Raw genomic sequence first — 17,791 nt, 5'->3', positions numbered from 1 at the left:
CAAAAGCCCGAGGAGCCGTCAGGCCGGAAAATTCAGGAGCGGCCCGGCTCAAGGGCGCGGGCGGCCTGGCGAATGCAGTCGCGCATCAGGGCATGGCTGCCGGACAGCGGGCGCTCCTTGCTGGTCAGGATGGCGATGGGCACCTGGATGCTCGGGCGGAAGGGCCGCTGCACGATGCCGGAAAACTGGCTCCATGGCAGAAGCCCGTCCACCACCGCCACGCCGATGCCCTCGCGCACGAAGGGCAGTGCTGTGATCGACAGGTCGATTTCCACCGCCGGGGCATAGACGCCGCCCTCGGCCTCCAGCGCTCCGGCCAGCAGCCGGCCGGGCAGCGTGTCGACGCGGTAGGAGATCAGCGTCTCCTCCGCCAGATCGGCGAAACCCAGTTCGGCCCGTCCGGCCAGCCGGTGCCCCTCGGGCATCAGGCAGACCAGTTCGGCGTGACCGACCGTTTCGACATCGAGGTCGGGATGGGGCATGGCGTTCATCGCCACCCCCAGCAGAACATCGCCGCTGCGCAGCATGTCGCGGATGTTGCCGATCGGCGCGACCAGGGACCGCACGACGATGTCGGGGTGCGCCTCGCGGAAGGCCGTCAACGCCTTGGGAACGATGGACATGGAGGGCGGAGCGGAGGCGGCGAGACGGACCAGACCGGTGCGGCCGTGACGCATGTCGACCGTTCGCCGGCGCAACGCCCCCAGTTCCGAGAAGATCCGCTCGGCCTCCGGATAAAGCTCGTTGGCCTCCTGGGTCGGCACCAGACGCCCGCGCACCCGGTCGAACAGCTTGAACCCCAGCTGATCTTCGGCATGCAGCAGGATCTGGCTCAAGGCCGGCTGGGAAATGTTCAGCATCCCCGCCGCCCCGGTCACCGTTCCACAGCGCATCAGCATGCAGAAGACTTCCAACTGGCGGGCTTGCATTCACGATCCTTGGGCTCTGTTGATCGGCCGACTATAGCGATCAACGAGCCCGAGGGTCGAGCGGTAAGGGCGACGTGCCATCGAGGGCGGCGAGCGTGCCGCGGATTGCGGCGATGCGGTCCTTCACGGTGGTTTGCGGCGGCCGCACCGCGACCTTGACGCCGTCATAGAGCAGGCCGCTGCCGGCGGCTTCGAGCGTCGCCGCCACCTTGAAGCGGTCCATGACAGAATCGGGCATCTGCTCGCGGAGCGGCGGATGCACGTCGCTCCAGGCCATGCCGTAAGCGCCATCGCGATCCGTCGCGCCGGAGACCATCACGCCGCGCAGCAAGCCGGCGGAGCGCAGGCGCTGCACATGCCGTTCGGGCGCCGTCGCGTCCCGCTCCTCGATGGCCGAGCGGCCCCAGTTCACCGCCATTCCCGTGGGTGTCGGCGACTTTGCAGCAGCAGCCGCAACGGCCTGGATCTCGATGTCGAGGGAAAGCAGGCCCTTCTGCCACGGCAAGGTCGCGGAGCGGGCGTCGCAATGTTCGAGGATGACGGCGATGCCGCCCCAGTCCCACGCCAGAATCTCGCACAGCGACCGCTCCAGCGCCTCGCCGCCCGGCCCGGCATCGGCCGGCGCCAGCGTCGGAAACGACTGAAGCTCGACGGCGACGATGCGCTGCCCGCGCGCCAGACAGTCCAGGGCGGCCTCGCGGGCCGATGCGACCAGTCGGACCGCCCGCTCGCGTCCATCGGGGTCGGGAGAGGCCAAGCCGACGGACGGAGCCTTGGCCGCCATCGTCGCCGCAGCCCCGATCAGGGTCAGCACATGCCCTCCCCGACCTCCCCAATTGCCGAGCAGCTCGGCCAGAAGCGGGGCATCCTGCTCCCAGCCGGGCGCGCCCCAGGAAATCTCCAGGCCGTCGACACCGGGAAGAGAGAGGACCTCCTCCAGAAACGCCCTGCGCTCATGGGCCTCATCCGGCTGGGCGGCATAGGCGCCGACGACGCGGAGGGGCTTGGAACGATGCTCGGTGGTCATGGCTGTCGCCTCTTCTCTCTTGCGGGCAGTTTTTCACGGGTGCGGGGGGCGAAATCCCGGATTGCGCCCCCCATACCGGCCGTCGCAGGGCTCAGGCGCGGCTGGCGGTCAGGCGCGGCCGGCGGAAGACCGGGCTTCGCCCCATTCGGCATCCGTCGGCGTGTTAAGGTCACGGTCGAGGGTTTCAGGCAGCGAATAGGTGGCCAGGAACGACACCAGCATGGTGACGGCCATGTAGATCGCGACCGGAACCCAGGAATTGCCGCACCAGGCCAGCAGCGAGGCGCACAGCAGCGGGGCGATGCCGCCGCCGATGATCGACGAGAACTCCCGGCCCAAAGTCACGCCGGCATAGCGGTAGCGGCTGCCGAAGATCTCGGGGAAGAAGCTCATGTGCACCCCGGTCACGCCCTGGGCGGCGACCATGTAACCGAACACGATGATGGCGGTGATCAGGACCGGCGAGCCGGTGTTGAGGCCGGGGAAGACCAGGAACGGCGTGACGACGAGGATTCCGGTCAGCACCAGCGTCATCCGCCGGCGTCCGAAACGGTCGGACAGGCTGCCGGTCAGGAAGGCGGCGAAGGAGGCGGCGATGGCGGCGGCAAGCTGGACCGGCGGAACAAAGTGCGTATCGACCCCCACCACATTGATCAGGTAGGAGATCATGAAGACCTGATAGGTGTAGGACTGGGTGGATACGCCCCAGTTCATCAGGATGACCTTGATGACGTTCTTCTTGCCATGCTTCGCGACGACGCGGAGCGGAGCCTGGTTCTTGACGTCCACCTTCTTCTTGAGTTCGAGGAACACCGGGCTTTCGGACAGCTTCAGCCGGATGACGAAGGCGGCGATGGTGACGACGATGCTGCTCCAGAAGATCGCGCGCCAGCCCCAGCTCATCAGCGCTTCATTGGGAAGCTGCTGCGCGCCGATCCAGGCGATGGCTCCCAATGCGGTGCCGAAGGCGGCACCCACCATGATCAGCGACGACAGCCGGCCGCGCTGGCCCAGCGGGGCCGTTTCGGTCAGCAGAGTGGCGCCGCCCGACTGCTCGGCGCCCGCGCCGAAGCCCTGGAAGAAGCGGCAGAGCACCAGCAGCAGCGGCGCCCAGACGCCCGCCGTCTCGTAGGTCGGCAGGCAGCCGATGGCGAAGGTCGCCCCGCCCATCAGGAACAGGGTGGTGACCAGCACCCATTTGCGGCCGAACTTCTCGCCGTAATGCGAGAAGAAGAGGCCGCCGAGCGGCCGGGCGAGGAAACCGATGGCATAGGCGCCGAAGGCGGCGATGATGCCGGCCGCCGGGGAGATCGTCGGGAAGAACAGCTTGCTGAAGATCAAGGCCGACGCGGTGCCGTAGATCACGAAATCGTAATTCTCGAGCATCGTGCCGATGAGCCCCGCCAGCGCAGCGCGGCGCACATTCTTGGCGTCAGCAGGGGCAGCGGCCTCTGCCTGGGCGATCCGTTCGGTTTCCGCGATGGAGCTGGATATCTGAGACATGTCCTGCTTCCTTCATCAACCACCGCAGCGGTGGAGCAATAGGCGTGCGCGGCCAGAACCGCGCGACGAGGGGTCGCGCGATGAGGGGCGCGATCGTGAGGGTGCCGGCGATGGCCAAGCCGGCCGGTATGGCGCCAGCGAGTAGACGCGTCGCGGGCTTGCCGACGGGCAAGCCCGCGACGGTGTCAGCCGGCGTTCAGCGGGGGCTGACCGGATTGCGCAGCGGCTCTCCCGCCGTCAGCCGGGCGATGTTCGCGGCGACGTCGCGCACGCGGCCCTGGAAGGTCTGGGTGGTGACGCCGGAGATGTGCGGCGTCATCAGAATGTTGTCGAGCGTGTCGAAGGGCAGCGCCGCCGGCTGGGCATGGGCGCCGCCGTTCGGGTACTGGTACCACACGTCGATGACGGCACCGCCGATGCGGCGCTCCTTCAGCGCGTCGTAAAGCGCCTCAGGCTCGACCAGCGGGCCGCGGCTGACATTGACCAGCAGGGCATCGGGTTTCATCGCCGCAAGCTGCGCTGTGCCGATGAGGTGGCGCGTCTCCGGCAGCAGCGGCAGGCACAGCACGACGATGTCGCTCTCGGCGAGCAGGCGGTCGAGACCGTCGGTGCCGGCGACCCAGCTCAACCCCTCCCCTTCGGCCCTGGCGGGCCGTGAGGTGACGGCGACGCCGGAGGCGCCGAACGCCCGCATCAGCTTCCAGACATGCGATCCGATGTGGCCGTACCCGACGATGCCGACGGTGGCACCGGCCAGCGACCCCAATTGAGAGCGCTGCGATTCGTAGACGGAGGAATCCCAGTGCCCCCGGCGCAGTTCGCGGTCCTGCTGCAAAAGCTGGCGGCGCATGACGACGCTGGTCGCCGCCACATATTCGGCAATCGAGGATTCGTGGCAGAAGGTGTTGGCGCACAGCACGCCGTCGGGCAGCGCCTTGCCGTCGATGCCGTCATAGCCGGCACCGCCGACATGGACCAGCCGCAGGCTGTCGGCGGCGGCCCCCATCGCGGCGGTGAAGCGCGGACCGACGAAGACGTCGGCGCCCGGCAGGTCGGCCGCAACCGCCGCCTCGTCGAAGGCGGGATGCCAGGACACGACGGTACCCGCGGGAAGCTGCGCCTCCATCAAGGCGCGGTGGGGCAGGAAGTTGGCGTCGGCAATGACCACGCGGAGGGGGGACACGGGCGGAGCGGCGCCCCCGCCGGCCTGCGATTTCCCCTTGGGCATAGCACTCATGGTTCCCCCTCGATGGTTTTCCCGCCGGATTCCGCAGCGACGGAGCGCTGCGGCCAGCGGAATGGATTGATTGCCCGACCGGATCCGATGCCCTGCTCCGGTTCGCTCACGCTCCGGCCGGATGCTTCGTGCTTCTTATCGTGGGCAGCGGCGCAACGCACCCCATGCCGCCCCGAATCCTGAAGGCACCTGCCGGATCGGCCGCCGATAATTGGGCAATTGGTACACTGGTCTTCTATTCCAGTGGATAGTGCACCGGGTGAGGACCTGTCAACTGCATAACGCTGGATGCACAAAATGTTTCGTCACCGTGCGACTGACGGTCGCAGGGCGGCGCCTTGACTTCCCGGTCCTTCGTGGGTTGAGCGCCACGGACCGACAGGACCCTCCACTTGGACGTTCATGCTCATCCCTTTGATAGAACGCCATATTTTTCCTGACGCCCCCGGCACGTCGGCAATCGCCGCTGCCCTATGCCGACAACGCCGGCCGCAAGACCGAACACGCCGTGTTGACAAGTCCGTGCGACCGGCATAATCATCGAACCAGAAGACCAATTTGCATATTGGTCCATTTTACCGGATACGCGCCACTGCCGCCACCGGGCGCCCCGGCAAAGCACGGGACGCCGACAAGCGGGACAATCGGACCGCATCCCACACGGACACCACACGGACACGAGGCGCGACGGCGCGCCGTTACCTTTCAGGAGAGACCAGATGCGCGGCTGTGTTCTGCACGGACAAAAGGACCTTCGCCTTGAAACGCTCGACGAACCGGCGCTGAAGCCGGGAGAGGTCCGCGTCAGGATCGCCGCCGGCGGCATCTGCGGCTCGGACCTCCATTATTTCTTCGAAGGCCGCGTCGGCGATTTCAACGTCCGGGAGCCGATGGTCCTGGGCCACGAGATCAGCGGCGATGTCGTCGAGGTCGGCCCCGACGTCACCCGGACCAAAATCGGCGACCGTGTCGCCGTCAACCCCGGCAAGCCGTGCCGGACCTGCCCGCACTGCCTGGGCGGCCGGGAAAATCTCTGCGCCAACATGATCTTCTTCGGCAGCGCCTCGCGCTTCCCCCATGTCCAGGGCGCCTTCCGCGAAACGCTGGTGGTGCGCGACTTCCAGTGCTTCCCGGTGCCGGCCGACACGAAGCACACCAATCTGGTCTTCGCCGAACCCTTCGCCGTCGCCCTCCATGCGGTGGCGCAGGCCGGCAGCCTGCTCGGCCGGCGGGTGCTGATCACCGGCGCCGGGCCGATCGGCTGCCTGATCGCCGTCGCCGCGCGCCGGGCGGGGGCGGAGCACATCACCATCACCGACCTGTCCGACAAGCCGCTGGAAATCGCCGCCCAGATCGGCGCCGATGAAACCGTCAACGTGCTGGCCGACAGCGAAACCCCCAACCGCTGGCAGGCCGACCGCGGCTGCTTCGACGTCTGCTTCGAAGCGTCGGGCAGCGCCAGGGCAGTGGAGACCTGCGTGCTCAGCACCCGCCCCGGCGGCGCCATCGTCCAGGTCGGCATGCTGGCGCCCGGCCTCACCCCGATCCCGCTGAACCGGCTGCTCGCGAAGGAAGTGACGTTCAAGACCTCCTTCCGCTTCCACGAGGAATTCGCCTGGGCGGTGTCCGCCCTGACCACCGGCGGCGTCGACCTGTCGCCGCTGGCCACGGCGCAGTTCCCGTTCGAGGCGGCGGCCGACGCGTTCGCCGCGGCGCATGACCGCAACAGCAACATGAAGGTTCAGATCGTCTTCTGATCCGGCAGCGCCGTGCCGCGGCACGGCGCAAGCCCACCCCTCCCTTGCGAGCGCTCCATGAAAATCACGCAGCTGGAAACACTGAGGACGGACGAGTTCTCCAACGTCGTCTGGGTCCGCGTTCACACCGATGCCGGCATCGTCGGCCTCGGCGAGACCTTCTACGGCGCCGGCGCGGTCGAGGCGCACATCCATGACGTGCTGGCCGCCCGCCTGCTCGGCAAGGACCCGCTGCGCATCGAGGCCCATGCCCGCGAGCTGGTGAACCTGCCGATGGCGCAATCCTCGACCGGCGCCGAATACCGCGCCGCATCGGCCATCGACCTCGCGCTGTGGGACATTTTCGGCAAGGTCTGCGGCCAGCCGGTGCACCAGATGCTGGGCGGCCTCTGCCACGACCGGGTGCCGGTCTACAACACCTGCGCCGGCTACGGCTATGTGCGCTCCAACAAGATCAAGCCGGTCGACACCTGGAATTTGGGATCCAGCGAGGGGCCGTACGAAGATCTGAACGGCTTCATGACCGATGCCGGCCGGCTGGCGGAAAGCCTGCTGGAACAGGGCATCACCGGCATGAAGATCTGGCCGTTCGATCCGGCCGCCATCGCCAATGACGGCCGTTTCATCACCGCCGAGCAGATGAAGCGCGCCGTCGAGCCGTTCGAGAAGATCCGCAAGGCGGTGGGCGACCGCATGCAGATCATGGTCGAATTCCACTGCCTGTGGAATCTGCCGACCGTCAAGAAGATCGCCCGCGTCCTGGAGGATTACGATCCGACCTGGTACGAGGATCCGATCCGCATGAACTCGGTCAATGCGCTGACCGAGCTGGCCGCCTCGACCAGCGTGCCGATCTGCGCCTCGGAAACGCTGGGATCGCGCTTCCCCTACAAGGACATGCTGGAATCCGGCGCCATCGGCGTGGTGATGACCGATCTGGTGTGGACCGGCGGGCTGACCGAAGGCCGCAAGATCGCGGCGCTCGCCGACACCTACCACCGTCCCTACGCCCCGCACGACTGCACCGGCCCGGTCGCCTATGTCGCCGCGGTCCACTCCTCGCTGTCGAACCCGAACACGCTGATCCAGGAATCGGTGCGGGCCTTCTACACCGGCTGGTACGCGGAACTCGTCACCGAGGTTCCCCGCATCGTCGACGGCCACGTCCTGCCGATGGAAGGGCCGGGGCTCGGCACCGAGCTGCTGCCGGCCGTCTTCGAACGTCCCGACCTGCGCGTCCGCCGCACCAGCCTCTAACCGGAAGACTCACCACCATGACGACCATGTTCGATCTGAGCGGGAAGACCGCCCTTGTCACCGGATCGGCCCGCGGGCTGGGCAACGCCATCGCCGAAGGGCTGGCCGAGGCCGGTGCCGCGATCATCCTCAGCGACATCAACCCCGACACCCTTGCCGATGCCGCCGCCAGGGCGCGCGACAAGGGCTATACCGTCCATGAATCCGCCTTCGACGTGACGGACGAGGACGCCGTGGCGAAGGCCTTCGCCCAATTCGACGAGCAGGGCATTTCCGTCGATATCCTGGTCAACAACGCCGGCATCCAGATCCGCAGCCCGCTGGTCGATTTCCCGGCGGCGGACTTCCGCAAGGTCATCGATACCAACCTGACCAGCGCCTTCCTCGTCGGGCGCGAGGCGGGCCGCCGCATGGTCGCGCGGCGGGCGGGCAAGATCATCAACATCGGCTCGCTGACCAGCGAGCAGGCGCGCATCACCGTGGCGCCCTATGCCGCCGCCAAGGGCGGCATCCGCCTGCTCACCAAGTCGATGACCGCGGAATGGGCGGAATTCAACGTCCAGATCAACGCCATCGGCCCGGGCTACATCGTCACCGAGATGAACAAGCCGCTGATCGAGAACGAGGAGTTCGACGGCTGGGTGAAGAAGCGCACGCCCGCCCGCCGCTGGGGCAACCCGGCGGATCTGGTCGGCACCGCGGTGTTCCTCGCCTCGCCGGCGTCCGATTTCGTCAATGGGCAGCTGATCTTCGTCGATGGCGGCATCATGGCCGTCTACTGATCCTCCGATCTACCCCCGCCGGGTGGAGATGCCCGGCGGGGGCACGCGATTGACTCGGCCGTCAAGGATGCCTAAACAACTGGAGTGATCATAAACCAGCGAACCAGTTCGGTGATCGGAGAGCGGCATGGATGATCCTGATTTCGACGTCTCCCGCCACTTTCAGAAGATCAAGATCCGGCGCCCGCCCGACATCATCATCGAGCAGATCAGCGACCTGATCGCCCGCCGGATCATCAAGGCCGGCCAGAAGCTGCCGGCCGAACGGGTGCTGGCGGAGCGCTTCGACGTCAGCCGCGGCACGGTCCGGGAGGCGCTACGCCGCCTGGAGTTCTTCGGGATCGTCCGCACATCGCCGCAGAGCGGGACGGTGGTGGAAAATCTCAGCGAGCATGTGCTGATCGGCCTGATCAGCAACATCCTGAACGCCGGCGACACCAGCCCTGAGATGCTGATCGAGGTTCGCGGCGCGCTGGAGGCATTGTCCGCCCGGCTGGCGACCGAACGCGCCCATGGCGCCCAGATCGCCGAAATCCGCAAGGCGCAGCAGCGCATGCGCGAGCAGGCGGAGGCCAACGCCTACACGCTGGAAGAGGATCTGCTGTTCCATCTGAAGGTTGCCGAAGCGACCAACAACAACCTGCTCCGGTCACTGATCGCCCTGATGGGACCGGATGTGCTCCGCTTCTCGCACCAGCACGCCACCTACAAGGACGGCCGCATGCATGCCGCCGCCAACGAGCACGATGCGATCATCGCGGCCATCGAGAGCGGCAAGCCCGACGAAGCCGAAAAGCTGATGAAGCAGCACATCGACAAGTCCTACGAGCATTACCGCCGCGACGGCAACACCGATGCCACGCTGGACGACGGCGAGGCGGAGTCCGGGAAGCCGGTCCGCAAGCGGCGCCCCAAGGCCGCCGCCGTGTGAACAGGCTTGTGAAGGCAGGCGGCCTGACCGTACGCGCGCAGCCTCGTCGCCGTCAGAACAGCGGGAGCTGGACGCGGCCGCCGTCGTCCGCATGGGCTTTCGCGGCACGCAATGCGGCATCCTGGGCGCCGGCCATGGTGCGCGCGGTTCCGGAGCGGACCTGCTCGCCGGCGACGGTGACGACCCACGCCCACATCTCCGGCCCCCGCCAGATCACGGCAAGGTCGCACCCGTGAACCCGCGTCACCGCGTGCCGAATCGTCCAGTCCGTCAGTGTTGGCATGCCGGCGTCCCCATCAGTTTCGGCATGCTGTAGCACAGGGCCGGGGGAGCCAGCCAGCACCGGTCGCCCCCCATCGCTGCCGGCCGGCATCGGTGCCGGTTTTCCGTCACTCCTCCACGATGCGTTCGATCCGCCGGTCCGGCACCAGCCACAGCAGGATCACCAGGATATAGAGGGCGACGGACAGCCATTGCAGGACGAAGGCCAGCGGGATGGCCAGGGCATACAGCCCCAGGCTGATCTTGCCCTTCAGATCGGACCCGACCGCCCGCGCCACCACCGACTCGCGTCCGCCGCATGCGATGATCGCGCGTTCGGTCAGGCTGTAGCCGATGGCCGCCATGCCGAGCACGACGCCGTAGGATGCCGTCGCCACCGGCGAGAAGTCGCTGGCATCGAGCCAGCGGATGACGAAGGGGACCAGCGACAGCCAGAACAGCAGGAACAGGTTGGCCCACAGCACCCGCCCGTCGATGCGCGTGGTGGCTTGCAGCAGATGGTGATGGTTGTTCCAGTAGAGCCCGACATTGATGAAGGACAGCACATAGGCCAGCAGGATGGGGACACGCTCCGCCAGGGCGGCGAGGCTGCCATCCTCCGGCACCTTCAACTCCAGCACCATGATGGTGATGGCGATCGCCACCACGCCATCGGTGAACGCTTCCAGCCGGCCGGCCTTCATGGTCCGAACTCCTGTCTTTGCGGAGGACGCCGTGCCGGGGCGGCAAAGCCCCGGCACGAAATCGCCCTGGTACGAAATCGGGGGCGTCAGGCCGCATCCACCATGACGATCTCGCTGTCCTCCAGCGCCGTCACCGTCAGGGTGTCGAGGTCGGCGATGGCCGCACCGTCGCGGGCATTCACCCGCACCCCGTCGATCTCGACGGCACCGCTGGCCGGGACCAGATAGGCGCGGCGGTCCTTGCCGAGCGGGTAGGTCGCCGTCTCGCCGGCCTTCAGCGTCGCCCCCAGCACGCGGGCGTCGGTGCGGATCGGCAAGGCGTCGCCGTCATCGGAATAGCCCGACGCCAGGGTGATGAAATGGCCGCTGCGGTCGCCCTTGGGGAAGGGCTTGCTGCCCCAGCCCGGCTTTTCGCCGCTGCGCGTCGGCATGATCCAGATCTGGAAGATACGGGTGGTGACGTCCTCCAGATTGTATTCGGAATGCGCGATGCCGGTGCCGGCGGACATCACCTGGACGTCGCCCGCCTCGGTACGGCCCTTGTTGCCCAGATTGTCCTGGTGGGTGATGGCACCCTCGCGGACATAGGTGACGATCTCCATGTCGCGGTGCGGGTGCGTCGGGAAACCGGTGTGGGGGGCGATGGTGTCGTCGTTCCAGACGCGCAGGTTGCCCCAGTTCATCCGCTTGCGGTCATGGTAGTTGGCGAAGGAGAAATGGTGCTTGGCATCCAGCCAGCCGTGGTTTTCGCCACCCAGGCTCTCGAAGGGACGCAGGTCGATCATGGTCCGTCTCCTGATTTGCGCGGCCGATGGGTCCTTGCCGCGTCGGCCGCCGTGTTTCGCTTGAGAGGACAATAGCCCTGGTCTCCTTTCAGGTTTACCCCTATAAATCGCCGCAAGATGTTCAAGAAAGTTGAACGATGAGCAGCGTCGGCACCCCCAGCTTCGACCAACTCAGCATCTTCCTCGCCGTGGTGGATGCCGGCAGCTTCGCCGGGGCGGGACGGCGGCTGAACCGGGCGGTCTCCGTCGTCAGCTACGGCATCGCCAACCTCGAAGCCCAGCTCGGTCTGACGCTGTTCGACCGCGAAGGGTCGCGCAAGCCGACGCTGACCGCCGCCGGGCAGGCGCTGCTCGCCGAAGCCCGGACGATTGCGCAAGCGATGGACGGCCTGCGCGCAAAGGTCCGGGGCCTGCACGAGGGGCTGGAGGCGGAGGTCGATCTCGCCGTCGACGTGATGCTGCCGGCCGACCGTCTGGGCCGGGTGCTGCGGGACTTCGCGCGCAGCCATCCGACGGTTTCGCTGCGCCTGCATGTCGAAACCCTGGGCGCGGTCGCCGCCCTGGTGCTCGACCGCCGGGCGGTGCTCGGCATTTCCGGCCCGGTGGCGGCCGGCATGGACGGGCTGGACCGGACGACCGCCGGATCGGTGCCGATGGTGCCGGTCGCCGCCCCCGACCACCCGCTGGGCCGCATGGCGCAGATCGCCCCCGGCGCCGGACGCGACCATGTGCAGCTGGTCCTCACCGACCGGTCGCGCGCCACCGAGGGGCAGGATTTCTCGGTGATGAGTCCGCGCACATGGCGGCTCGCCGACCTGGGCGCCAAGCACGCGCTGCTGCGCGAAGGGATCGGCTGGGGCAACATGCCGCTGCCGATGGTCGCGCCCGATCTGGTCGCCGGCACCCTGGTGCGGCTCGCCATGCCCGACCATCCGGGCGGCACCTATCGCTTCTCCGGCGTCTGGCGGCGGGACACGCCGCCAGGACCGGCCGCCTCCTGGCTGCTCGCCCAGTTCGTGCAGTCGGGAGCCGGCGACCGGGAGGAGGACGGCTTCACCGACCTCTGACGGACGGTTCACACTTGCCCTCAATCGGCGGGCGCGACCATCCGGTCGCTTGCCTTCGCAGGCATGTGCCTGCGGGGCCGCAGTCGCGGCCCTTACTGTCGAGCATAAGTCGGGACTTATGCTCGACAGCATCGCCGCACCGGCATCAGGCCGCAACCGGTGCGGTCGAGGCCGGGTGAAGTGCGCAGAACGCGGTGCCGGCCAGCACCAGCGCGCCGACGACGACCAGGGGCAGCACCAGCCCGCTCTGCATGACCATGACGGCGCCGAGTGCCGCACCGAGGAAGATCGCCGCCACGCTGGCCATCCGGCGTCGCGCATTGGGGTTCGCCCCGCCGGCAAGGCCGGAATCGGCGGCCAGTCCGGTCAGGGTCAGGGTGAGGACTGTCGTCGTCAGGTCGGGAACCTTCATCTGCCGGACCGTGGCGTTGCGGAATCCCATGGCGAAACCGGTCAGGACGATGATCGCATAGAGGGCGGCCGCCGGAGCCTGCGTCCCGACATCGAAGCCCGCGGCGACGGCAGCGGCGATCCAGAACAGGGCCGTTTCGAACAAAGCGGCGGTCAGCAGCCAATGGCGCATCGGCCGGCCGGCGAATGTCCTGCCGAGCCGGCCGGCGATCAGGGCGCCGGTCAGGAAGGACAGCAGCGCCGCCACCGCCGGCAGAACCCGGAAGCCCGGCGTGCCGACGACGGCGAAGCCGAGAAAGACGATGTTGCCGGTCATGTTGGCGGTGAAGACCTTGCCCAGGCCGAGCACGCTGACGGCATCGACGAGCCCCGTCGTCACCGACAGCAGCAACAGGAGGATGGGCAGTGGGGAGGTGCCGGATGCGGCCGGTGCGGACATGGCTGTCGTTTCCTGCGGATTTTTCGGGTGAAGGGGTCAGTATCGGCGGCGGCAGCCGGCATGGTCTTGTCGCATCGGCACGACCTTGGACCATTCTGGACCTCCCGGCAGGCTTGGCGGCATCAGATCTGGCCGCATGCCGAACAGCCTCGACAGGATGGACGGATGGGTTAGGCTGCCGGACCTCCCGGTCGTCACCAGCCGTCATCGCGATGAACAGCAGCGCCACCCGCTTTTCGAACTCACAGCTGGAAGAGCGCCGCCCGGTCTGGGAAGCGTTGTCGACGATGTATCTGGACACGGACGTTTCGCTGTCCCGCGCATGGCGGGTGCAGGTTCTTTCGGCCTCGCCCTACAGCGTGGCGGAGATGGACGCCATCCTTCGCGAGGAGATCCACCCCGTCTGCTTTTCGAACCTGCTCCAGCCCGCCGGTGAATGGGCAGGCTTCGATCCCAGCAGGCTGGAGCAGGCGATTCGACGCCGCGGGACGCGCTGGCGCTCCAGGCTTCTGGCAAGGCTCAGCCTGGTCCTGCCGGGGTGCTTCCCGACGGAGGAATGGACGGTCACGCGCCGGGAGATCGCCAGTCTGCGCAGCCATCATGGGGCATCGCAGACGTGAGCGGCGCCCCTTGCCGTCATCATGCGGGCGTCGATGGAGACTTGACCGGCTCGGCCGCTTTTCGATGCTGCAAAGCCCCGAGCACGCCACGCTCCGATTGCCGCAGATACGCGTCGAGGGCCGTCACCGATGCCGGCCGGTCGCCCGTCTCCAGCGCACGAAGGAGGGTGTGGTTGAGGTCGATGTAGGGCTCGTGAAGATGGGCCGTGTCCTTGAGCTGCCCGAAGGCGAGCCGGAGTTCGGCGAGCACGAGGTCGAAGCTGGCGCTCAGCCGGGGGCTGTCGCACAGGCCGACCATGGCGCGGTGGAACTCCATGTTGTTCGTCCCGACCTTTTGCCAGTCCCGCCTGGCGCCAAGCTCCCTGCCCTCTTCGACCAGGGCCCGCATGCGGGCGAAGGCCGGATGGCCCCGGCTCGCCGCCTCGACCGCACCTCGCTGGATCACCGCGCGGACACGGTAGATGTCGATGATCGCGGCCTCGTCCGGCACCGTGACGAAGACGCCGCGGTTGGGGATGTAGGAAAGCAGCCGCTGGCTGGTCAGGAAGCGGAACGCTTCGCGCAGCGTGTTCCGGGAGACCGCGAAATCCGCCGCCACCCGGTGTTCGGAAAGCTTCTGGCCGGGCTCGAACTCACCGGCGATCAGCATGTCGCGGATGCGGATCGCCACCGCGCCGGCAAGGGATGCCTCGTCGGCTTCCATCGTCGTCCTGATCGTCATCGGCACCTCCCAAGCTCCCGGCGCTGCCGGATAGAATCAACATTGTTGAACAATATTTTTTATGGTACTCAACAATCCATACTCAGTCGTTGAGCAGATTACCGCATGGCCGTCATCGATCTCAATGATGATCGGGACGGCGATCGGGGCGGTATAGCGGCGGCGATCCTGATGAACCGAACGGAAAAGCCAATGAAGCCCACCCCCATCACCGCACCCCCCGCAGATGCCGCTGCACGCAAGGCGGTCCGGCCGGTCGTCTGCTATCCGACGCAGAGCCTGCCGCGTGCCGATCTGTCGGCGTACCGCGCGGTGCGGGACGGGATGGAGCTGGTCGGGACGGTGGTGGTCCCGCCGCGCGATGCGGCCTGCTGGACCGTGCCCGCCGGCCATTTCTTCCGCATCGTCTCGACCGAGGGCGCACAGGTTGGCGACCTCAACCTCTTCAACGCGAACGATCTGAAGGAGCGGCTCTACACCGGCAAGACCCGCGCGCTGAACGGCACCCATGTCGGGCTTGGCGATCAGCTGTTTTCCAACCTCCCCTATCTCCGCCCCATCGCCACCATCACGCACGACACGCTCGACTGGTACGGTTTCGACGAATTCGGCGGATCGGTGCATGACGTCATCGGCACCCGCTGCGACCCCTACACGCACAATTTGCTCAGCGCCGGGGACCACTACCACCACTGCTGCCATTCGAATCTCACCCGCGCCCTGGCGAAAGCCACCGGCATGACCCTGCCCGAGGCCGAACCCCACATCCACGATGTGCTGAATGTTTTCATGTGCACGGGCTTCAGCCGGGACACCGGGCAGTATTTCATGAAGGCCAGCCCCGTGCGGCCGGGCGACTACCTCGAATTTTTCGCCGAAATCGACCTGCTCGGCTGCATGTCCGCCTGCCCCGGCGGCGATTGCTCGTCGGAACATTCCTCGGACGCGGCCAGTTGCCATCCGCTTCTCGTCGAGATCTACAAGCCCGCCCGACTGCCCGAGGGATGGCGCGCACCGGCCATCAATGGCTATGACCGAAGCCACGGCTGCTGAACGGCTCCGGACATCGCAGATCGCACTTGCGCCGAGGCCGATCCCGATGACTCATTGACCGGCTATCGAGCGGAATGACGGAGACATCATGCGCGAAATCCTGAAGATGGGCGATCCCCGCTTGCAGCGGGTGGCGAGGCCGGTCGAGGATATCCACGACCCGGCGGTGGCGTCGCTGATCGCCGAGATGTTCGAAACCATGCACGCCACCAACGGCGCGGGGCTTGCCGCACCGCAGATCGGCGTCGACCTGCGGGTGATCGTCTTCGGCTTCGACTCCAATCCGCGCTACCCGGACGTGCCTCCCGTCCCCGTCACCACGCTGATCAATCCCTGGTTCGAAAAGCTCACGGAAGAGGTGGAAGAGTCCTGGGAGGGCTGCCTGTCGGTTCCGGGTCTGCGCGGGATGGTTCCGCGCTGCACGCACATCCGCTATGGCGGCACCCTGGAGGACGGCACAACGCTCGTCCGCGAAGCGACGGGCTTCCACGCGCGGGTCTTCCAGCACGAGTTCGACCACCTCGACGGCTTCCTCTATCCCCAGCGGATCGTGGACATGTCCAAGTTCGGCTTCATCGACGTCCTGTTCCCGGAGTCCGGACTGGCCGATCTGGAGGCGCACTGACACCATCCAGGCGGGAGATGTCCTCGGCCGCCCCCCCCCACTCCTCCAGCACGCTCCGCATGTGAAGGATGCCATCGCCACAGCGACGGCAATCGGTGCCCTCAAATTCACGCGAGTTCACGCCGCCAGCAAAGCCCCGAGACGGCGTAACCCCGGTTCGATCCGGTGGGCGGCGATGGAGGTGAAGCCCAGCCGGAAATATCGGCGGCCCTCGGCGGGGTCGAGAAAGAAGATATCGCCGGCTTCGATCAGGACGCCCTGATCGCGCGCCCTGCGAACCAGATCGCGGCTGTCCAGCTCGGGCGGTCCTTCGATCCAGAAACTCTTCGCGCCGAAGTCGCGGCGGGGCCGGCAGCCGGGCAGAAGCTTCGGCAGCAGCCCGGCGATCAGCTCGGCCCGCTCCTCCAGCACGGCGGCGGTCCGGCGCAGATGCTGGCGGTAATGGCCGAGCTGGATGAAGGTGGCGAGGCTGCGCTGGTTGTTGGTCGGCGGGTGCCGCAGCATCAGCCGGCGCAGGACGCGCAACTCGTCGATCACCGGCTTCGGCGCCACGACGTAGCCGATGCGCAGGCCCGGTGCCAGGATCTTGGAGAAGCTGCCGGTGTAGATCACCCGGTCCGCCCGGTCGAGGCTCTTCAGGCAGGGCAGATCGGCATCCCCCTCCACCGACAGGTCGGATTCGTAATCGTCCTCGATCAGGACGACGTCGTGGCGGGCAGCAGCGTCCAGCAGGGCGCGCCGCCGCCCCATCGGCATCACGGCGGTGGTCGGACACTGGTGCCCCACCGTCACGAAGGCGACCCGGCGGCTGGCGAACACCGCATCGGGCAGGACGCCGAAGCCGTCGCAGGTCAGCGGCCTTATGTCCGCCGTCGCCATGCCGACCATGTGGCGCACGTCGGGATAGCCCGGATTCTCGATCCCCACCGGCGTGTCGCGGCCGACCAGCAGCTGGACCAGCATCGACAGCGCATGCTGGGAACCGATGGTCACGATGATCTCGCCCGGACCGGCGAAGATGCCGCGGCGGGGCAGCACCTTGTGGCGCAGTTGGTCCAGCAGGTCGGGGTCGTCGTCGTCGATCATGTCGCGGGCCCAGCGGGTGATCTCCTGTACGCTGGACGCCGCCTTCACGCTCTCCCGCCACGGGTTGGTTGGGAACAGGCTGGGATCGAACTGCCCGAACAGAAAGGGATAGGGATAGTCCGTCCAGTTGCGCGGCTTGGTGATCTGCGGCAGACGCGATGGCCGGATGGCGAAGCGCGCCGCCCAGCCACCAGCCTTGTCGGCCTCGACGCCGGTGTGCGGGGGCTCCGACGCACGCCGGTCGTCCGACGGGGCAACGAAAAAGCCGCTGCGCTCCCGCGCGACCAGCAGACCGTCGTCGATCAGATGCTGATAGGCGGCGTTGACGGTGTTGCGCGAGATGCCCAGCGCCTCGGCAAGGCTGCGGCTGGAGGGAACCCGCATGTCGGGTGCCAGCAGGCCGGCCTCGATGGCGTCGGCGACGATGCCGCGGACGCGCGCGCTCAACCCCTGCGGGTCGCGCTCCATCCCGCCGAAAAGAAGCCGCCAGGCGGTGTCGATCTGCATGGTGCAACCGTCCTTCTTTCCCCGAGATCATCACATCGGCCATAGCGTCGGCCATCGCGCCGGGCTGCCTGCCCCGGTATGCGCAAAAG

18 protein-coding genes are annotated in these 17,791 nt (G+C 67.3%); 8 read left to right on the top strand and 10 right to left on the bottom strand.

Annotated elements, in window-relative coordinates; genetic code table 11:
* Positions 1-32: 32 nt before the first annotated feature.
* The 4 genes from CRT60_RS02290 to CRT60_RS02275 form a co-directional block, all read right to left on the bottom strand.
* Positions 33-929, bottom strand: a complete 897-nt coding sequence (locus CRT60_RS02290) for a LysR family transcriptional regulator (protein ID WP_098734842.1) — start codon at positions 927-929, stop codon at positions 33-35.
* Between the two features lie 40 nt (positions 930-969).
* The gene (locus CRT60_RS02285) at positions 970-1,956 is read right to left on the bottom strand and encodes a DUF4862 family protein (RefSeq protein ID WP_098734841.1); all 987 of its coding nucleotides are present in this window, start codon (positions 1,954-1,956) and stop codon (positions 970-972) included.
* A gap of 108 nt (positions 1,957-2,064) precedes the next feature.
* On the bottom strand, positions 2,065-3,459 hold the full coding sequence (locus CRT60_RS02280; protein ID WP_098734840.1) for an MFS transporter: 1,395 nt from the start codon (positions 3,457-3,459) through the stop codon (positions 2,065-2,067).
* Between the two features lie 196 nt (positions 3,460-3,655).
* Positions 3,656-4,696: a 2-hydroxyacid dehydrogenase gene (locus CRT60_RS02275; protein ID WP_204561608.1), complete on the bottom strand. Its 1,041-nt coding sequence runs from the start codon at positions 4,694-4,696 to the stop codon at positions 3,656-3,658.
* A 719-nt stretch (positions 4,697-5,415) separates the two neighbouring features.
* Here CRT60_RS02275 and CRT60_RS02270 point away from each other — a divergent pair.
* From CRT60_RS02270 to CRT60_RS02255, 4 genes are all read left to right on the top strand, one after another.
* Positions 5,416-6,453, top strand: coding sequence for an L-idonate 5-dehydrogenase (locus tag CRT60_RS02270; protein ID WP_098734839.1), 1,038 nt, complete (start codon positions 5,416-5,418; stop codon positions 6,451-6,453).
* Between the two features lie 57 nt (positions 6,454-6,510).
* Positions 6,511-7,710, top strand: coding sequence for a mandelate racemase/muconate lactonizing enzyme family protein (locus CRT60_RS02265; protein ID WP_098734838.1), 1,200 nt, complete (start codon positions 6,511-6,513; stop codon positions 7,708-7,710).
* A gap of 17 nt (positions 7,711-7,727) precedes the next feature.
* A complete protein-coding gene (locus CRT60_RS02260; protein ID WP_098734837.1) occupies positions 7,728-8,492 on the top strand; it encodes an SDR family oxidoreductase in 765 nt (254 codons plus the stop codon).
* Positions 8,493-8,619: 127 nt separating this feature from the next.
* Entirely contained in the window at positions 8,620-9,423 is an 804-nt protein-coding gene (locus CRT60_RS02255) for a FadR/GntR family transcriptional regulator (RefSeq protein WP_098734836.1), read from the top strand.
* Between the two features lie 52 nt (positions 9,424-9,475).
* Here CRT60_RS02255 and CRT60_RS02250 read toward each other — a convergent pair whose 3' ends face one another.
* The 3 genes from CRT60_RS02250 to CRT60_RS02240 all read right to left on the bottom strand — a co-directional run bounded on the left by CRT60_RS02250 (position 9,476) and on the right by CRT60_RS02240 (position 11,173).
* Positions 9,476-9,706 carry a hypothetical protein gene (locus CRT60_RS02250; protein ID WP_098735113.1) on the bottom strand — a complete coding sequence of 77 codons (231 nt, stop codon included), beginning with the start codon at positions 9,704-9,706 and terminating at the stop codon, positions 9,476-9,478.
* Between the two features lie 106 nt (positions 9,707-9,812).
* The gene (locus tag CRT60_RS02245; RefSeq protein WP_098734835.1) at positions 9,813-10,388 is read right to left on the bottom strand and encodes a TMEM175 family protein; all 576 of its coding nucleotides are present in this window, start codon (positions 10,386-10,388) and stop codon (positions 9,813-9,815) included.
* 86 nt (positions 10,389-10,474) lie between these two features.
* Entirely contained in the window at positions 10,475-11,173 is a 699-nt protein-coding gene (locus CRT60_RS02240) for a pirin family protein (RefSeq protein WP_098734834.1), read from the bottom strand.
* A 137-nt stretch (positions 11,174-11,310) separates the two neighbouring features.
* Between CRT60_RS02240 and CRT60_RS02235 the strand changes: the two genes are divergently transcribed.
* Entirely contained in the window at positions 11,311-12,240 is a 930-nt protein-coding gene (locus CRT60_RS02235) for a LysR family transcriptional regulator (RefSeq protein ID WP_098734833.1), read from the top strand.
* A gap of 145 nt (positions 12,241-12,385) precedes the next feature.
* Here the strand turns inward: CRT60_RS02235 and CRT60_RS02230 are convergent, their stop codons facing one another.
* Positions 12,386-13,090: a YoaK family protein gene (locus CRT60_RS02230; RefSeq protein ID WP_098734832.1), complete on the bottom strand. Its 705-nt coding sequence runs from the start codon at positions 13,088-13,090 to the stop codon at positions 12,386-12,388.
* On the opposite strand from CRT60_RS02230, the gene CRT60_RS37705 reads away from it, so the two are divergent.
* The gene (locus tag CRT60_RS37705) at positions 13,072-13,710 is read left to right on the top strand and encodes a DUF7079 family protein (protein ID WP_425290389.1); all 639 of its coding nucleotides are present in this window, start codon (positions 13,072-13,074) and stop codon (positions 13,708-13,710) included. The genes CRT60_RS02230 and CRT60_RS37705 overlap by 19 nt on opposite strands.
* A gap of 19 nt (positions 13,711-13,729) precedes the next feature.
* Here CRT60_RS37705 and CRT60_RS02220 read toward each other — a convergent pair whose 3' ends face one another.
* On the bottom strand, positions 13,730-14,431 hold the full coding sequence (locus CRT60_RS02220; protein WP_098734830.1) for a GntR family transcriptional regulator: 702 nt from the start codon (positions 14,429-14,431) through the stop codon (positions 13,730-13,732).
* Positions 14,432-14,536: 105 nt separating this feature from the next.
* Between CRT60_RS02220 and CRT60_RS02215 the strand changes: the two genes are divergently transcribed.
* On the top strand, positions 14,537-15,484 hold the full coding sequence (locus CRT60_RS02215) for an urea carboxylase-associated family protein (RefSeq protein WP_244592222.1): 948 nt from the start codon (positions 14,537-14,539) through the stop codon (positions 15,482-15,484).
* An 88-nt stretch (positions 15,485-15,572) separates the two neighbouring features.
* Positions 15,573-16,109: a peptide deformylase gene (gene def, locus CRT60_RS02210; protein WP_161957955.1), complete on the top strand. Its 537-nt coding sequence runs from the start codon at positions 15,573-15,575 to the stop codon at positions 16,107-16,109.
* A 117-nt stretch (positions 16,110-16,226) separates the two neighbouring features.
* On the opposite strand, the gene CRT60_RS02205 is transcribed toward def, so the two are convergent.
* A complete protein-coding gene (locus tag CRT60_RS02205) occupies positions 16,227-17,702 on the bottom strand; it encodes an aminotransferase-like domain-containing protein (RefSeq protein WP_098734827.1) in 1,476 nt (491 codons plus the stop codon).
* Positions 17,703-17,791 lie beyond the last annotated feature (89 nt).

Origin of the sequence: Azospirillum palustre, from assembly GCF_002573965.1 — a bacterium.
GTDB lineage: Bacteria > Pseudomonadota > Alphaproteobacteria > Azospirillales > Azospirillaceae > Azospirillum > Azospirillum palustre.
The sequence above is the reverse complement of the archived record's forward strand: the minus strand, read 5'-3'. Positions and strand labels throughout refer to the sequence as shown.

What these genes read in the sequence shown, in the direction of transcription:
- CRT60_RS02260 (WP_098734837.1), top strand. Translation starts at nt 7,728, where the DNA reads ATGACGACCATGTTCGATCTGAGCGGGAAGACCGCCCTTGTCACCGGA.
- CRT60_RS02275 (WP_204561608.1), bottom strand. Translation starts at nt 4,696, where the DNA reads ATGAGTGCTATGCCCAAGGGGAAATCGCAGGCCGGCGGGGGCGCCGCT.
- CRT60_RS02290 (WP_098734842.1), bottom strand. Translation starts at nt 929, where the DNA reads ATGCAAGCCCGCCAGTTGGAAGTCTTCTGCATGCTGATGCGCTGTGGA.
- CRT60_RS02205 (WP_098734827.1), bottom strand. Translation starts at nt 17,702, where the DNA reads ATGCAGATCGACACCGCCTGGCGGCTTCTTTTCGGCGGGATGGAGCGC.
- CRT60_RS02240 (WP_098734834.1), bottom strand. Translation starts at nt 11,173, where the DNA reads ATGATCGACCTGCGTCCCTTCGAGAGCCTGGGTGGCGAAAACCACGGC.
- CRT60_RS02280 (WP_098734840.1), bottom strand. Translation starts at nt 3,459, where the DNA reads ATGTCTCAGATATCCAGCTCCATCGCGGAAACCGAACGGATCGCCCAG.
- CRT60_RS02220 (WP_098734830.1), bottom strand. Translation starts at nt 14,431, where the DNA reads ATGACGATCAGGACGACGATGGAAGCCGACGAGGCATCCCTTGCCGGC.
- CRT60_RS02250 (WP_098735113.1), bottom strand. Translation starts at nt 9,706, where the DNA reads ATGCCAACACTGACGGACTGGACGATTCGGCACGCGGTGACGCGGGTT.
- CRT60_RS02245 (WP_098734835.1), bottom strand. Translation starts at nt 10,388, where the DNA reads ATGAAGGCCGGCCGGCTGGAAGCGTTCACCGATGGCGTGGTGGCGATC.
- CRT60_RS02215 (WP_244592222.1), top strand. Translation starts at nt 14,537, where the DNA reads ATGGCCGTCATCGATCTCAATGATGATCGGGACGGCGATCGGGGCGGT.
- CRT60_RS02255 (WP_098734836.1), top strand. Translation starts at nt 8,620, where the DNA reads ATGGATGATCCTGATTTCGACGTCTCCCGCCACTTTCAGAAGATCAAG.
- CRT60_RS02285 (WP_098734841.1), bottom strand. Translation starts at nt 1,956, where the DNA reads ATGACCACCGAGCATCGTTCCAAGCCCCTCCGCGTCGTCGGCGCCTAT.
- CRT60_RS02230 (WP_098734832.1), bottom strand. Translation starts at nt 13,090, where the DNA reads ATGTCCGCACCGGCCGCATCCGGCACCTCCCCACTGCCCATCCTCCTG.
- CRT60_RS02265 (WP_098734838.1), top strand. Translation starts at nt 6,511, where the DNA reads ATGAAAATCACGCAGCTGGAAACACTGAGGACGGACGAGTTCTCCAAC.
- CRT60_RS37705 (WP_425290389.1), top strand. Translation starts at nt 13,072, where the DNA reads ATGCGGCCGGTGCGGACATGGCTGTCGTTTCCTGCGGATTTTTCGGGT.
- CRT60_RS02270 (WP_098734839.1), top strand. Translation starts at nt 5,416, where the DNA reads ATGCGCGGCTGTGTTCTGCACGGACAAAAGGACCTTCGCCTTGAAACG.
- CRT60_RS02235 (WP_098734833.1), top strand. Translation starts at nt 11,311, where the DNA reads ATGAGCAGCGTCGGCACCCCCAGCTTCGACCAACTCAGCATCTTCCTC.
- def (WP_161957955.1), top strand. Translation starts at nt 15,573, where the DNA reads ATGCGCGAAATCCTGAAGATGGGCGATCCCCGCTTGCAGCGGGTGGCG.